Source organism: Lysinibacillus sp. K60 (genome assembly GCF_019731275.1).
In the GTDB taxonomy this organism is placed as follows: domain Bacteria; phylum Bacillota; class Bacilli; order Bacillales_A; family Planococcaceae; genus Lysinibacillus; species Lysinibacillus capsici.
Genome location: NZ_JAASJR010000001.1, coordinates 437,624 through 453,525 on the forward strand (window position 1 = coordinate 437,624; position 15,902 = coordinate 453,525).

A 15,902-nucleotide genomic window follows, 5' to 3' on the forward strand; every position below is an offset into this window, starting at 1 on the left:
ATATTTTGTCGATAATAATTGTAATTAGATTGAAAATAGTTAGGAGGTTATCAAAAATGCGTATTGGAACACAAAATGTAGAAGGATTTCAAAACCAACAAATAACTACAACTAAATCAACTATTAGCAATAAATCTATAGAAGATACTACTGCTATAATTGAATCAACTGAAAATAAACTAGCTTTGACAATTGATTCTAATCAAGAGTCATCAACAAAAGAAAAGCTTAAAGAGGCAATTGATTCAATTAATGATTTTCTACATTTAGACAGAAAATCATCTAAATTTGTATTACATGAAGGCTTAAATAAATATTATGTTCGTTTAGTTGATGAAGAAACAGAGGAAGTAATTAAGGAAATACCGCCTGAACGCTTACTAAATGCATTTTATGAAATGCAAAAATTAGCTGGCATGATTGTAGACGAAAAAATATAAATCACTTATTTAGGAGGAATTTAAATGGTTACACGTATTGGTGGATTGGCATCTGGTATGGATATAGATAGTATGGTTGCAAAATTAATGACTGCAGAAAGAGCCCCATTAAATAAATTATATCAGAAAAAGCAAATTGCTGAGTGGCAACGAGACGCCTATCGTTCAATTAATACAAAAATGAAGACATTTAATGACTATTCGTTTGATAATATCATTCTATCTAGTAATTTTATGAAGAAAACAGCTTCTGTGAGTGGTGGAAGTAGCGATAAAGTATCGGTAAAAGCAGGCGCAGGAGCATCTGGTAATCTAGAAATTCAGCAAGTGTCACAACTAGCGTCGAATGCAAAAACAGATGTTGTAAATGTTAGTAACACTCAACGTAAAATTGCAGGAGAAAATAATATACTAAGTGAGATAGGTATTGCATCACAAGGTGAGTTAAAATTAAAAATAACAGATGATAAAGGAAATGCTACAGAAAAAACAGTTACATTTGAACCAACTGATAAAATATCAGATTTTGTACAAAAATTAAAGGATGTAGGTGTATCCAATGCTTCCTTTAATGCAGCGACTGGTCAAATTTCAATGGCTGGAAATAATGTCACGGTTATTAGTCAAACAAATGCTGAAGTATTGAATTTTTCGTCAAATGGCGTTAGTGATTCTCAATTTGTTGATGGTGGCCCAGGGTTTGGAGTTACTCCAAGTGGCAGCACGAGATTAGGGGAGCTAGGGTTAGAAAACGGCTCTATAACACTTAATGTTATTCAAGCAAATGGAGAAACTAAACAAACTAAGATTTCTTTCAATAAATCCGACACACTGGATTCTTTTATTACTAGTTTAAATCGATCGGGAGCTGGCGTAACAGCATTATTTTCTAATGGTAAGTTGACAATAGGTGCTAATAATTCTGGTGAGGTAAAAGGCGGAAGTACAAGTAGTATTCAAATATTAAAAGGCGATAACAATGATGCTACGAATATGCTCAATGCGCTAGGTTTCAGTGCTGCACCTGGTGGAAAGACCAAGGATAAAGATGGTAATGATATTGATACATTTGATTTAACGAAATTTGGTAATGGTAAAGAAGGACAAAATGCGAAATACACTATCAATGGATTAGAAATGGAAAGTACTTCTAATCTGGTCAATGTTTCGGGATATGAAATTACTTTAAATGGGGAATTCAATAAAGGTGGAATCGATCCTGCCAATACAGTGTCAGTAAAATCAACTAACGACATTAATCATATGGTTGATAAAATTAAAGAATTTGTCAATAAATACAATGAATTTATAGCTGGTATTAATGATCAGTTAAAAGAAACTAAATATCGCTCTTACATGCCCTTAACAGATGAGCAACGTAAAGAAATGACTGAAACTGAGCAAAAAATGTGGGATGAAAAAGCGAAGAGTGGACTCTTACGAAGCGATGCCATGCTACGACAAGGTTTAAGTGATATGCGTAGTGCTCTTGGTGGACATGTTGATGGTCTAGGCGATAATGTCATTGATACTTTAGCAGAAATGGGTATTACAACAACAAAGTCCTATAATGACGGTGGTAAGTTACAAATTGACGAAACTAAGTTACGTAAAGCATTAGCAGACGATCCAGATCGTGTAATGAGTACTTTAACACAAACGGGTGAAAAGAAAGCGGATGGTACGGATACACGTGGAGTTATTGTTAGATTACGTAGTGCTATGGATGAATTTGGTAAAAAGATAGAAAGTAAAGCTGGTCGTGCAACAATGACTGACAGTCAATACTCTATTGGTAAAAATCTAATTGATATGGATAAACGTATTGACACATGGAAACTAAAACTAGAAAATATTGAATCTCGATATTGGAAACAATTCACGGCTATGGAGCAAGCAATTAATAAAGCAAATTCACAATCTGGTATGTTCATGCAATTTGCTGGTGGCAACTAATTAGCTAGAATAGGAGTGTACTATGCAACACATAGATCAATTATTGCAAACGTCAGCTAATTTATTTAAGCATTTGGGTGAAATTCCAAAAGGTGAGGAACGAGACGAATTTATCGCCACGATTAACAGCATGTTGGACAAGCGTGGTACGATTATGGAAGACCTAATGAAGGAAGGATTTCGTTTCGATGAACAAAATAGAATTCATCGTACACTATTGGAACTAGATAATGGCATTAAAGAGCGGTTAGCAGTTGTTATGGATGCAGTCAAACAAGATATGGCAAACCTACAAAAAACGAAAAAAAGTGAACAGCAATATTTCAATCCTTATTCGAATATTCGTGTAATGGATGGGATATATTATGACAAAAAGAATTAATAGATTTCCTTCATTCAGCATAAAGGAAATCGCCAGTTGAATGGAAGATCGAACCTCGAAGGAATTGTGTCCACACTTCAAAATCCAGACACAATTACGACGAGACGTAATTGATCAAATAGCTTTTCTTCGTAAAATGGTTTAAACTAGTAAATAAGTAACCTATCAAAGGAGTTGTCCTTTATTGGCAGCAAATTTAACAGCACAAAATGCATATAAACAAAATAGTGTGACTACTGCTTCACCTGGCGAACTAACATTAATGCTTTATAATGGATGCCTAAAATTCTTGCATAAGGCGAAACTAGCTATTCAAGAAAAGAATATTCAAGAAAAAAATACGAACCTTCAAAAAGCACAATCCATTATCGGTGAACTGATGTCAACACTCAATATGGACGTTGAGGTTTCCAAGCAATTGCTACCTCTTTACGAATTTTTAAATCGTCGTTTAATTGAAGCCAACATTCAAAATGATGTAGCCATTATTGAGGAAGTAGAAGGATTTGTGACGGAATTTCGCGATACGTGGAAGGAAGTTATTCGCATTAATCGACAACAGCAATTTGGTCAGGGAAACAGCGGACAAATTTAGACACAATTAGAGACCATCGAAAGAGATGGTCTCTTTTTTGTTAAACCGTTATGATCACGAAATAGTCATAAATTAGGCCATACAAAGGTAAAATATGTTACTTATTCCCTGTGGCTGTTAGTTGGGCATCATGGCATAATCAAAGCAATAAACATGTTTAAAAGAGTACTGGGGTGGGAATATGATCTTTAAGCGTCAAGAAGGTTTCCGATTTAAATTTAAGGAGCCTATTCAAATAACTTTTGCTATTTATGAGAATGGAAAGGTCAATCATGGACAAACGGCTATGGCTGACTTGTTGGATATTAGTCCACGTGGGTTGAAGATGTTTACGGAAGTGGATTTAGGTATAAACCCTCCTCCATTAGATATCCATTTTGTGCTTGATACACAAGAAGTTCGCGCTTATGGAGAAGTAATTTGGAGTCGTCCATTTGGGAATGGCAAGCAATACGGCATCTATTTCAATAATCAAGGACCCGTGGAAGATTTGATTGTTGAAGAACTAAAGCTTCGACGAAAAAAGGAAGCAGCTGAAGCGAAAAAACAAAATAATAATTTATAAAAATTTTTGTAAAAAAAAGAATGATTTTAGAGGAATTTCACACACTTGTGTAGAAATAGATAGTATAGCAGTTATAAAGGAGGAGTTTACATGTTAAACTTTAACATTCGTGGTGAAAATATTGAGGTAACTCCAGCTATTCGAGAGTATGTTGAGAACAAAATCGATAAAGTTGAACGCTATTTTAACGAAGATGTTAATGCCAACGCTAATGTCAATTTAAAGGTTTACAATGACAAACAAACGAAAGTGGAAGTCACTATTCCAATGAAGAACCTAACTCTTCGTGCTGAAGAGCGTCATAATGATATGTATGCTGCTGTTGATCTAATTGTTGATAAATTAGAGCGTCAGATCCGCAAGCATAAAACAAAAGTAAACCGTAAATTCCGAGAGCGTGAAGGAGCAGGCCTTTATTTTGCTACTACTCAAGCAGCCGCTGATGCTGTGTCAGAGGAAGAAGAATACTCAATTGTTCGTACAAAGCAATTTGATTTAAAGCCTATGGATCAAGAAGAGGCAGTTCTACAAATGAATATGCTTGGACATGATTTCTATGTCTTTACAGATGCTGAATCGAACGGCACAAATATTGTATATAAACGTAAAGATGGAAAATATGGCTTAATTGAAACAACTTAAAACTTCATGATGACGAAGGCTCTCGCGATGGCGAGGGTCTTTTTTTGGTATGACAATCATATATAGCCGAGGTGACAGTTTGCATGAAACTGTTACACAATGGTAAAATGAAAGTTGAATCTATATAGGAAGTGAAAAACATTCATGGCAAACCTATTAAATAAATTATTTGATTTCAATAAACGTGAGCTAAAAAAATTAGAAAAAATCGCTGACCAAGTTGAGAGATTCGCTTCTCAAATGGAACAGCTTTCAGATGATCAACTACAAGCGAAAACAGATGAATTTAAAAAGCGCTACGCTGAGGGTGAGCATTTAGAGTCGATTCGTGCCGAAGCGTTTGCTGTTTGTCGAGAAGCGGCAAAACGTGTATTAGAGATGTACCCATTCCGCGTTCAAATCATGGGGGCAGCTGCTCTTGATGAGGGGAATATCGCGGAGATGAAAACCGGGGAAGGTAAAACTTTAACAGCGACAATGGCTGTTTATTTAAATGCGATCACTGGTAAAGGTGTACATGTTGTAACAGTCAACGAATACCTAGCGAGTCGTGATGCTGCTGAAATGGGACAACTTTATAATTTCTTAGGCTTATCTGTTGGGCTTAATCTGAATAGCCTTTCAAAAGATGAAAAACGCACTGCTTATGAGGCTGATATTACGTATAGTACAAACAATGAGCTAGGCTTTGACTACTTACGTGATAACATGGTGCTTTACAAAGAGGAACGTGTCCAACGTCCATTGCACTATGCTGTCATTGATGAGGTGGACTCGATCTTAATTGATGAAGCGCGTACGCCATTAATTATTTCGGGTCAAGCTGGGAAATCAGCACAGCTTTATAAACAATCGAATGCGTTTGTGCGTATGTTAAATGCAGAGACAGACTATACGTATGAAGAGTCAACAAAAGGTGTTACGTTAACAGATGCAGGTGTGGAAAAGGCAGAAAAAGCATTTGGCATTGATAATCTGTTTGATTTGACACATGTTCGTTTAAATCATGCGATCAATCAATCATTAAAGGCGCATGTGAGTATGCATAATGATGTGGATTATGTTGTGCAGGATGGCGAAATTGTGATCGTTGATGGCTTTACTGGTCGTTTGATGAAGGGTCGTCGTTATTCTGATGGCTTACACCAAGCAATTGAAGCTAAAGAAGGCGTTGAGATTCAAAATGAATCGATGACAATGGCGACAATTACCTTCCAAAACTACTTCCGTATGTATCAAAAGCTTGCAGGGATGACAGGTACAGCGAAAACAGAGGAAGAGGAATTCCGTAATATTTACAATATGAATGTCGTCGCTATTCCGACGAATAAACCGATTGCTCGTGATGACCGTGCTGACTTGATTTTTGCAACGATGGAAGGGAAATATAAAGCAGTTGCTGCTGATATCGCAGAGCGTCATAGAGCTGGTCAACCTGTTCTTGTTGGTACAGTTGCTATTGAAACGTCTGAGATTATTTCTAAACTATTGGATAAACATAAAATTCCTCATAATGTATTAAATGCGAAAAACCATGAACGTGAAGCTGAAATCATTGCGAACGCTGGTACAAAGGGTGCAGTGACAATAGCAACAAACATGGCTGGCCGTGGTACAGATATTAAACCTGGCGAAGGTGTACTGGAAATTGGCGGTTTAGCGGTAATCGGTACAGAGCGACATGAATCACGTCGTATTGATAATCAGCTTCGTGGCCGTTCTGGTCGTCAGGGGAATCCAGGGGTTACACAATTCTACCTATCCCTTGAGGATGATTTAATGCGTCGTTTTGGCTCTGATAATATGAAGTCGATGATGATGCGCTTAGGTATGGATGATTCCCAGCCATTGCAATCTAAAGTTGTGTCGAGAGCTGTAGAATCAGCGCAGAAACGTGTCGAAGGTAATAACTTTGATGCGCGTAAACGATTATTACAATATGACGATGTACTACGTCAGCAACGTGAGATTATTTATAAAGAGCGTTATGATGTGCTGGAAACAGAAAATATGCGTGTGCTTGTTGAGTCTATGATTCAAGAAACAATTGATAATGTTGTTAGCCTGTACACTCAAGGTGAACAGAAGGATTGGAACCTAAAGGCTATTGAAGACTTTGTAGCAGCTAATCTTTTAGAGGAAGGTCAACTTAAAGTATCTGATTTCCAAGGCAAGTCTGCTGAAGATATTAATCAGTTAATCTCTGATGCTGTTCATGTTCGTTATGATGAAAAAGAGGCAGAACTGACACCAGAGCGTATGCGTGAGTTTGAAAAGGTTATTTTATTACGTTCAATCGATACAAAATGGATAGATCATATTGATGCAATGGATCAACTACGTCAAGGTATCCATCTGCGTGCTTATGGTCAAAACGATCCACTTCGTGAATATCAACAAGAAGGCTTTGCAATGTTTGAGGATATGGTAGCCTCTATTCGCGAGGATGTTGCGAAATATGCGATGAAAGCAGAAATCCGCAATAATCTGGAGCGTGAAGAGGTGGCGAAGGGGCAGGCTGTTAATCCAAAAGAAGAAGGTGGCACTGCGCCGAAAAAGCAACCAGTACGTAAAGCTGAAAACATTGGCCGTAATGATTTATGTCCTTGTGGTAGCGGTAAGAAATTTAAAAACTGTCATGGCACAGCTCAATAATATCTAGGTGAAAGAATCATTTTAACTACGTGTTGAAATGATTTTTTCTTTGTAAAATAACTCAAAAATGAAGAAATTTTAGTATAAAAAGTCAGAATTTATAGACAATTGAAAAATATGGGTATACAATAGCTGTAATAATAGGTATATAGTACAAGTTATTGATCCTATTATTATCCTGAATTTTTGATTGTGATACTAAGTCTTAAGGAGGATCGGAATTTTCAAGCAATCTTACTCATTGAAAATAGCGGGAATGTACGCATATTTAGTATATTCCTTTTTATTTTGACTGGAAGCAACATAAAATGTATAAAGGGGGACTATAGATGCATAAAAAAGATATTATGAATAGTGAAACAATGATGTATATGCCTGTGTATGATTCCTTTGGAAATTTATGTACGCAGGTGTATGAGAAAAATAATGAGTATATATCTACGCTACCACCAACGAAATTATTGGACTTTAATCTGCGTTATTTTGGTTCTAGTTTAAGAGGAGCGTTCGATGGTTCGAAAATGATCCTAGGCAAGCTTAATAAAAATCCTATTGTCGTGCACGAACGTTGTAATATTTTATGGTTCCCTAGTAGGTCTCCTCTACATCCTGACTGTATTTGGTTCGCTGTCCATCATATAGATGACTATGTAGCTGTGGATAAAAAGAGGACAAAGGTTACTTTTATGAATGGCAAGGAATTTATTGTAGATGTCAGTGTGAATGCGTTAGAGTCACGGATTCAAAGAGCTTTTTTATTAAAATATAGACTAGAGAAACGAACAAAATATTTACTTGTTCAGTATGACCGTGTGAAAGTATTTCAACGTCTTGCCAAGAATATGTTTGAGGACGAGACGCAGGATAGTTGACTTATTTCCACAAAACATCTGCTAGATAGTATGTTTTCGTTTCTAAAAACGTTATAATAAAAAGATACGGAGCTTTATGAATAAAGTGTTAGCTCCATGACTAACGTTCGGAGGATTTAACGATGATTGAATTAGCAGATGTACGCAATGTATTAGACACTACAGCCAAAAAATTGGCGGACTTTAGGGGGTCTCTTTGACTTAGAGAACAAAGAGGCACGTATTCAGGAGCTAGATGAAATGATGCTAGAGCCAGGCTTTTGGGATGATCAGCAGGGTGCTCAGGTGATTATCAATGAAGGAAATGGCTTAAAAGCGATAGTCAATGAATATAAAGATTTAGTGGAAACACATGAAAATTTAGATATGACACTGGAACTTTTGCGTGAAGAACCAGACGATGAATTACAAGAAGAACTAGGCAAAGAACTAGCAGAATTTCAACAAAAGATGGCTGATTTTGAGCTTCAATTACTGCTAAGTGGCCCATACGATCAAAACAATGCCATTTTAGAGCTGCATCCTGGTGCTGGTGGTACGGAGTCACAGGACTGGGGTTCAATGCTATTACGTATGTATACACGGTGGGCTGAGAAGCGTGGATTTAAAGTGGAAACAGTGGACTATCTACCAGGAGATGAAGCTGGGATTAAATCTGTAACATTGTCAATTAAAGGTCACAATGCTTTCGGTTATTTACAAGCGGAAAAGGGTGTGCATCGTCTAGTACGTATTTCTCCATTCGATTCGTCTGGCCGCCGTCATACATCTTTCGTTTCCTGTGATGTTATGCCAGAGTTTGACGACAATATTGAAATCGATATTCGTACAGAGGATTTAAAAATTGATACGTATCGTGCAACAGGTGCAGGTGGTCAGCATATTAATACCACAGATTCTGCCGTTCGTATTACGCATATTCCTACTGGTACGATCGTACAATGTCAAGCTGAGCGCTCACAGATTAAAAACCGTGAAAAAGCGATGACGATGTTAAAAGGGAAGCTATATCAATTAGAACTTGATAAACAGCAGGCGCAATTAGATGAAATACGCGGTGAACAAAAGGAAATAGGCTGGGGCTCCCAAATTCGTTCGTATGTCTTCCACCCATACTCGATGGTGAAGGATCATCGTACAAATGAAGAAACAGGTAATGTGGGTGCAGTAATGGATGGCGATTTAGATCCATTTATTAATGCCTATTTACGTTCAAAAATAAATTAATACACAGATTCCCCAAGAGTGAGATGCTCTTGGGGAATTTTTGTTAAAAGGGTGGATGGTAGGGTGCATCTTGGCTAAGCTGTTTTCGTTCATTCATGTAATATTTATACAGCATAGAAGCGTTAAGAAATTGTTTACTAATGGAAGCATATCGAATAGGTAGTTCGATTTGTTTATTATTTTTTAACGTTACAATACACCCCATTTCACTAGGTGTAATATTAATAATTGCATGAAGCCCTATCCATATATTGTGAATGGAGCTGGGTGAATAAGTTGGCAGAAAAATACAGGGATAACCGTAATCAAAGGCCACGACGATTGGTAGCTTGTGTTGATTGCCGAAAAAACGTTTAGCCGATTGTTTTGCGGCTTCATAAGTTGATCCTAATGAGAGACAGGATTTTCGAAGGACATGCATCGGTTTGCGTGTAACAATCAGCTCATTATGCTTATCAATCACATGCGTGAAGACTTTGGAGTCATGCTGAATAGGTTGCAGTAAATAAGTATTGAATGACATTAAGTAGCCGTTTACAAAGTTAGTTGTCATATAGGGAGTGCCTCCTTTTTTCTAGTGATAACGGTAGTGTAAAACAGAATATGACTTTCTTAAATTAAATGAAATAGTTGAAAATCGTTCAGAAAAGCGCGAAACGCCTAGAGAATTTGCTCTAAATATCAATTGATTAATAGCTAATCCAAGATATTTTCGAATCGTAAGCATTGCTTTTTAATTTCAATTTTCATATAATTTAGAAAAGGATCGAGGTGAGATCGTTGGATAAATATTATTCGTATACAGATTTTCTGAAAGCCGTTGGTCAGTCGAAAAAAGTTGATGAGGCAGAGAAATTATTAAACGAGATTTATTTAGATTTATTTTTAAATCGTATCCAGCGTATGCATCGGCAAGAGCAGCTCATGGTTCTGATAGATAGAGCACTCGATGAAAAAGATGAAAACGCATTTTATCAATACGCATCCGAACTAACTTCCTTACAGCAAACAGAAGATGAATCATATTGACGAACCCGCTCTCCATATCTATTGGAGAGGGGGATTTTTTTTGCTTTTGAAAATAGTTGCAGTGGATGTGAGGAGTGTATGTTTTGGTTAGAAGAAGTGGTTTTGCTTATAGAATGTGGAAAGTCATTTAAAAAGTTTGAGACGCTGTTTATAAAAAAAGTGAGAGCCGCTCCAAAGGGAAGCGCCCCGCTCATAAGAGGAGAAGAGCCGCTCCAAAGGGAAGTAACCCCGCTCATAAAAGAATAGAGCCGCTCTAAATGGACAAAGCCCCGCTCTTGAGAGAGTGTGAGCTGCACATAAAGCAAAACAGGAAATCTCATCCATTGATGAAGCTTGAAAACCTAATAAAACGGCTATTATAAGAGTAACAAGTTAAATTGACCGTATTGTTATGTAATAAAAATTTTAGAGATGAAAAAAAATTTTACAAACATTCGTTCGTTAAATGTTCGAAATTTTAATATTGCTATGCTAAAATATATGTACAAATTGGAAGGAAAGGACGGGGACATGAGTGCAAACATTTGATTTACAAGCGCCATATCAGCCTAACGGGGATCAGCCACAGGCCATTGCGGAATTAGTGGAGGGTGTGAAAGCAGGCAAACGTCATCAAACATTGCTTGGTGCTACTGGAACAGGTAAGACGTTTACCATTTCGAATGTCATCCAGCAAGTCAAAAAACCAACACTAATCATGGCACACAATAAAACACTAGCTGGCCAGTTGTATAGTGAATTCAAAGAATTCTTCCCGAATAACGCCGTTGAATATTTTGTCAGCTACTATGATTACTACCAACCAGAAGCTTATGTACCGCAGACAGATACCTATATAGAAAAAGACTCTAGCATTAACGATGAAATTGATAAGCTGCGTCACTCTGCTACCTCTGCATTGTTTGAGCGTGAGGATGTCATTATTATTGCATCTGTGTCCTGCATTTATGGTTTAGGTTCTCCCGAAGAATATCGAGAAATGGTTGTTTCCATTCGTACAGGTATGGAAATTGAACGTAATCAGCTATTACGCAAGCTTGTGGACGTTCAGTATGAGCGAAATGATGTTAGTTTTACTCGCGGAACATTTCGGGTACGTGGAGATGTTGTGGAAATCTTCCCAGCCTCTCGTGATGAGCATTGTATTCGTGTGGAGTTTTTTGGGGATGAAATCGATCGCATTCGTGAGGTAGATGCACTAACGGGAGAGATTTTATCGGATCGAGAGCATGTTGCTATTTTCCCAGCATCCCACTTCGTTACACGAGAAGAGAAATTGCGTAAAGCGATTGAAAATATTGAAAAAGAATTAGAGGAACGACTTGCATTATTACGTGCAGAAGATAAATTACTAGAGGCACAACGTTTAGAACAACGTACACGTTATGACTTAGAGATGATGCGTGAAATGGGCTTTTGCTCTGGGATTGAAAACTATTCACGTCATTTAACATTGCGTGAAGCAGGTGCTACTCCATATACGTTACTAGACTACTTCCCAGAAGATTTTTTACTTGTGGTTGATGAAAGTCACGTAACACTTCCACAGGTACGTGGGATGTACAATGGTGACCAAGCGCGTAAAGGTGTGCTCGTAGAACACGGCTTCCGCTTGCCATCTGCTCTAGATAACCGTCCATTACGTTTTGAAGAGTATGAAAATCGTATACATCAAGCAATTTATGTATCAGCCACACCAGGTCCTTATGAGTTGGAGCATACACCAGAAATGGTAGAGCAAATTATCCGACCAACTGGATTATTAGATCCATTAATCGATGTACGTCCTATTGAAGGGCAAATCGATAATTTAATCGATGAAATACAAGATCGAATTGCGCGTGATGAGCGAGTTTTAGTGACAACGCTAACGAAGAAAATGTCCGAGGATTTATCGGCCTACTTGAAGGAAATGGGCTTAAAAGTAGAATACCTACATTCAGAAATTAAGACACTAGAGCGTATTGAAATTATCCGTGAGCTACGCAAAGGAACGTATGATGTGCTAATTGGTATTAATTTATTGCGTGAAGGTCTTGATATTCCTGAGGTGTCCCTTGTGGCGATTCTAGATGCTGATAAAGAAGGATTTTTACGTTCAGAGCGTTCTTTGATTCAAACTATTGGTCGTGCTGCTCGTAATGCGAATGGTCATGTCATTATGTATGCAGACCATGTAACAGACTCGATGAAAAAGGCGATTGATGAAACGAAACGTCGTCGTGCGTTACAAATGGCTTATAACGAGGAGCATGGTATAACACCTCAAACGATCATTAAGAAAATCCCAGATGTGATTCGTGCAACACAAGTAGCAGAAGAAGAGGAATCCTATGTAACAAAGGCAACAAAAGGCAAAAAGCTGACAAAGGCGGAAAGAGAACAGCTTGTTGCTTCTCTAGAAGTCGAAATGAAGGAAGCAGCAAAAGCGCTTGATTTTGAACGTGCGGCTGAGTTACGAGATACAATATTTGAATTGAAGGTAGAAGGGTGAATGACTTGTGAAAAATACTGAAATCGTCGTGCAAGGTGCACGTGCTCATAATTTAAAAAATATTAATGTCACAATTCCGCGTGACCAATTAGTCGTTTTAACAGGATTATCGGGCTCTGGAAAGTCTTCTCTAGCATTTGACACAATTTATGCGGAGGGCCAGCGTCGTTACGTTGAGTCCCTTTCCGCGTATGCCCGTCAATTTCTTGGACAAATGGATAAGCCAGATGTCGATGCGATAGAAGGTTTATCCCCTGCTATTTCCATTGACCAAAAAACGACAAGTCGTAACCCACGATCTACTGTTGGTACGGTAACGGAAATTTATGATTATCTACGTTTACTTTATGCCCGCATTGGTAAACCAATCTGTCCAAATCATGGTATAGAAATCACTTCCCAAACGATTGAGCAAATGGTGGATCGTTTATTAACCTATCCTGAGAGAACTAAGATGCAGCTCCTTGCTCCAATGGTTTCTGGACGTAAGGGTACCCATGTTAAACTGCTAGAAGATTTAAAAAAGCAGGGGTTTGTTCGTGTACGAATTGATGGGGAATTGCGTGATTTAGATGATGCTATCGAACTTGATAAAAATAAAAAGCATTCCATCGAAGTAGTAGTGGACCGTGTTGTTATGAAGGAAGGGATTGCTGCTCGTCTGAGTGATTCTTTAGAAACGGCTTTACGTCTGGCAGATGGACGTGTGCTTGTCGATGTGATGGAACATGAAGAGTTACTATTTAGTGAGCATCATGCCTGCCCATTATGTGGTTTTTCTATTGGTGAGTTAGAGCCTCGTATGTTTTCATTTAATAGTCCGTTTGGTGCTTGTCCAAGCTGTGATGGCTTAGGTTCAACACAAGAGGTGGATTTAGATTTAGTGGTGCCTGATTGGGATCGTTCCTTGTTAGAGCATGCCATCGCACCATGGGAACCAACAAGTTCGCAGTACTACCCACAATTACTAAAAGCTGTATGTGATCATTACGATATTCCTATGGACGTGCCTGTGAAGGATTTGCCAAAGGAAAAGATGGACAAGGTTTTATATGGCTCTGGAAAAGACAAGATACACTTCCATTATGAAAATGAGTTTGGCAATGTGCGAGATCAAATGATTGAATTTGAGGGTGTTGTGCGCAATGTTGAGCGACGTTTTAAAGAGACGACATCCGATTATGTTCGTGAGCAGATGGAAAAATACATGGCACAGCAGGCTTGTCCTTCATGTAAAGGTTATCGTTTAAAGCCTGAAACGCTCGCAGTGAAAGTAGCTGATAAACATATCGGTGAGGTCACACAATATTCAATTCAGGAAGCAGACACATTCTTTAAAGAGCTTAATCTTACTGAAAAGGATATGCAAATTGCTCGATTAGTTTTACGAGAAATCGAAGAACGTTTGGGCTTCCTTGTGAATGTTGGTTTAGACTATTTAACATTGAGTCGTGCAGCAGGTACATTATCTGGTGGAGAAGCACAACGTATTCGCCTTGCTACACAAATTGGTTCACGATTAACGGGAGTCCTCTATATTTTAGATGAGCCTTCGATTGGTTTGCATCAGCGAGATAATGATCGACTGATTAGCACATTACAAAATATGCGTGACATTGGAAATACGCTGATTGTGGTAGAGCATGATGAAGATACGATGCTTGCTGCAGATTATCTCATCGATGTAGGACCTGGAGCAGGCGTCCATGGCGGTCAAATTGTGGCAGCAGGAACACCGCAGGAAGTTATGAATAATGAAAAATCTTTAACTGGACAATATTTAAGCGGTAGAAAGTTTATTCCTTTACCAATAGAAAGACGCCAACCAAATGGTCGAAAGCTCTCTATTAAAGGTGCCAAGGAAAATAATTTACGCAATGTTAAAGTAGATGTTCCACTAGGCATATTTGTAGCAGTGACAGGTGTGTCTGGTTCAGGGAAATCTACACTGATTAATGAAATTTTATATAAATCTTTGGCACAGAAGCTGAATCGTTCAAAGGTTAAGCCTGGTGAGCATAAAGAAGTGACAGGTATCGATGAGCTTGAAAAAGTAATCGATATTGACCAATCGCCAATTGGGCGTACACCTCGTTCAAATCCAGCAACTTATACAGGTGTTTTTGATGATATTCGTGATGTTTTCGCAGCAACAAATGAAGCAAAGGTACGAGGCTACAAAAAAGGACGCTTTAGCTTTAATGTCAAGGGTGGTCGCTGTGAAGCATGTCGTGGTGACGGCATTATTAAAATTGAAATGCATTTCCTTCCGGATGTTTATGTACCATGTGAAGTATGTCACGGCAAACGGTATAACCGTGAAACACTTGAGGTGAAGTATAAAGATAAGAGTATTGCAGATATTCTCGATATGACGATTGAAAATGCAGTTGTGTTCTTTGAAAATATTCCAAAAATCCAGCGTAAGCTACAAACGATTGTTGATGTGGGGTTGGGCTATATGAAATTAGGACAACCAGCCACAACCTTATCGGGCGGTGAGGCGCAGCGTGTAAAACTAGCCTCTGAATTACATCGACGCTCAACAGGGAAATCCTTCTATATCTTAGATGAACCAACAACAGGATTACATGCCGATGATATTGCTCGTTTACTTGTCGTGTTGCAGCGTCTTGTTGAAAACGGTGATTCAGTATTAGTTATTGAGCATAACTTAGATGTGATTAAAACAGCTGATTATATCATTGACTTAGGTCCAGAAGGTGGAGACAAAGGTGGTACAATTGTTGCAACTGGTACACCTGAAGAGGTAGTAGAAGTAGCTGGCTCCTATACAGGCAAATACTTAAAACCAATCTTGGAACGTGATCGTATGAGAATGGATGCATTGCTAGCAGAAGCTTCTAAGTCTTAAGGGTTTTACATTCGAACGGAAATGATTAATCTGGATTGAAAGGTGATCTGAAATTGGAGAAAGTCGCTCAATCCAGATTGAAAATCATCCGAAATGGGAAGAACCCGCTCAAAAAGAGGTCAAAAGTGATCCAACTAATCTAAAAAACGAGCAATAAAATCTTCATAGGT

The 15,902-nt window shown here is 38.1% G+C and carries 13 protein-coding genes; 12 read left to right on the plus strand and 1 reads right to left on the minus strand.

Translation table 11 applies throughout. The features are described from left to right. Positions 1 to 56: 56 nt before the first annotated feature. The 9 genes from HCH28_RS02185 (at position 57) to prfB (ending at position 9,334) form a co-directional block, all read left to right on the plus strand. Entirely contained in the window at positions 57 to 440 is a 384-nt protein-coding gene (locus HCH28_RS02185) for a flagellar protein FlaG (RefSeq protein ID WP_221679457.1), read from the plus strand. 24 nt (positions 441 to 464) lie between these two features. Further along, positions 465 to 2,396: a flagellar filament capping protein FliD gene (gene fliD / locus HCH28_RS02190; RefSeq protein ID WP_221679459.1), complete on the plus strand. Its 1,932-nt coding sequence runs from the start codon at positions 465 to 467 to the stop codon at positions 2,394 to 2,396. A gap of 22 nt (positions 2,397 to 2,418) precedes the next feature. Beyond that, positions 2,419 to 2,778 (plus strand): flagellar protein FliT, encoded by a 360-nt coding sequence (fliT, locus tag HCH28_RS02195; protein ID WP_221679462.1) that lies wholly within the window; start codon positions 2,419 to 2,421, stop codon positions 2,776 to 2,778. A 184-nt stretch (positions 2,779 to 2,962) separates the two neighbouring features. Continuing rightward, positions 2,963 to 3,373 (plus strand): flagellar export chaperone FliS, encoded by a 411-nt coding sequence (gene fliS, locus HCH28_RS02200; RefSeq protein WP_221679463.1) that lies wholly within the window; start codon positions 2,963 to 2,965, stop codon positions 3,371 to 3,373. 181 nt (positions 3,374 to 3,554) lie between these two features. Continuing rightward, positions 3,555 to 3,938: a PilZ domain-containing protein gene (locus tag HCH28_RS02205; protein WP_221679465.1), complete on the plus strand. Its 384-nt coding sequence runs from the start codon at positions 3,555 to 3,557 to the stop codon at positions 3,936 to 3,938. A gap of 90 nt (positions 3,939 to 4,028) precedes the next feature. Beyond that, complete coding sequence (hpf, locus tag HCH28_RS02210) at positions 4,029 to 4,580, plus strand: ribosome hibernation-promoting factor, HPF/YfiA family (RefSeq protein ID WP_004227537.1); 552 nt, start codon at positions 4,029 to 4,031, stop codon at positions 4,578 to 4,580. A 144-nt stretch (positions 4,581 to 4,724) separates the two neighbouring features. Next, positions 4,725 to 7,235, plus strand: a complete 2,511-nt coding sequence (secA, locus tag HCH28_RS02215) for a preprotein translocase subunit SecA (RefSeq protein ID WP_221679467.1) — start codon at positions 4,725 to 4,727, stop codon at positions 7,233 to 7,235. A gap of 329 nt (positions 7,236 to 7,564) precedes the next feature. Next, the gene (locus HCH28_RS02220; RefSeq protein WP_048392056.1) at positions 7,565 to 8,107 is read left to right on the plus strand and encodes a competence protein ComK; all 543 of its coding nucleotides are present in this window, start codon (positions 7,565 to 7,567) and stop codon (positions 8,105 to 8,107) included. Positions 8,108 to 8,229: 122 nt separating this feature from the next. Further along, positions 8,230 to 9,334 (plus strand): peptide chain release factor 2 gene (prfB, locus tag HCH28_RS02225; RefSeq protein WP_255600420.1). Its coding sequence is split into 2 segments (ribosomal slippage): positions 8,230 to 8,304 and positions 8,306 to 9,334, totalling 1,104 coding nucleotides; the frame shifts between segments, so codons are not numbered across the junction. 43 nt (positions 9,335 to 9,377) lie between these two features. On the opposite strand, the gene HCH28_RS02230 is transcribed toward prfB, so the two are convergent. After that, positions 9,378 to 9,887 carry a competence protein ComK gene (locus tag HCH28_RS02230; RefSeq protein WP_131522091.1) on the minus strand — a complete coding sequence of 170 codons (510 nt, stop codon included), beginning with the start codon at positions 9,885 to 9,887 and terminating at the stop codon, positions 9,378 to 9,380. A gap of 227 nt (positions 9,888 to 10,114) precedes the next feature. On the opposite strand from HCH28_RS02230, the gene HCH28_RS02235 reads away from it, so the two are divergent. The 3 genes from HCH28_RS02235 to uvrA all read left to right on the plus strand — a co-directional run bounded on the left by HCH28_RS02235 (position 10,115) and on the right by uvrA (position 15,732). Continuing rightward, on the plus strand, positions 10,115 to 10,363 hold the full coding sequence (locus tag HCH28_RS02235; RefSeq protein ID WP_004227526.1) for an IDEAL domain-containing protein: 249 nt from the start codon (positions 10,115 to 10,117) through the stop codon (positions 10,361 to 10,363). Positions 10,364 to 10,877: 514 nt separating this feature from the next. Further along, a complete protein-coding gene (uvrB, locus tag HCH28_RS02240; RefSeq protein ID WP_221679470.1) occupies positions 10,878 to 12,857 on the plus strand; it encodes an excinuclease ABC subunit UvrB in 1,980 nt (659 codons plus the stop codon). A gap of 7 nt (positions 12,858 to 12,864) precedes the next feature. Further along, on the plus strand, positions 12,865 to 15,732 hold the full coding sequence (uvrA, locus tag HCH28_RS02245) for an excinuclease ABC subunit UvrA (protein WP_221679473.1): 2,868 nt from the start codon (positions 12,865 to 12,867) through the stop codon (positions 15,730 to 15,732). Positions 15,733 to 15,902 lie beyond the last annotated feature (170 nt).

What these genes read in the sequence shown, in the direction of transcription:
- HCH28_RS02185 (WP_221679457.1), top strand. Translation starts at nt 57, where the DNA reads ATGCGTATTGGAACACAAAATGTAGAAGGATTTCAAAACCAACAAATA.
- fliD (WP_221679459.1), top strand. Translation starts at nt 465, where the DNA reads ATGGTTACACGTATTGGTGGATTGGCATCTGGTATGGATATAGATAGT.
- fliT (WP_221679462.1), top strand. Translation starts at nt 2,419, where the DNA reads ATGCAACACATAGATCAATTATTGCAAACGTCAGCTAATTTATTTAAG.
- HCH28_RS02205 (WP_221679465.1), top strand. Translation starts at nt 3,555, where the DNA reads ATGATCTTTAAGCGTCAAGAAGGTTTCCGATTTAAATTTAAGGAGCCT.
- hpf (WP_004227537.1), top strand. Translation starts at nt 4,029, where the DNA reads ATGTTAAACTTTAACATTCGTGGTGAAAATATTGAGGTAACTCCAGCT.
- secA (WP_221679467.1), top strand. Translation starts at nt 4,725, where the DNA reads ATGGCAAACCTATTAAATAAATTATTTGATTTCAATAAACGTGAGCTA.
- HCH28_RS02220 (WP_048392056.1), top strand. Translation starts at nt 7,565, where the DNA reads ATGCATAAAAAAGATATTATGAATAGTGAAACAATGATGTATATGCCT.
- HCH28_RS02230 (WP_131522091.1), bottom strand. Translation starts at nt 9,887, where the DNA reads ATGACAACTAACTTTGTAAACGGCTACTTAATGTCATTCAATACTTAT.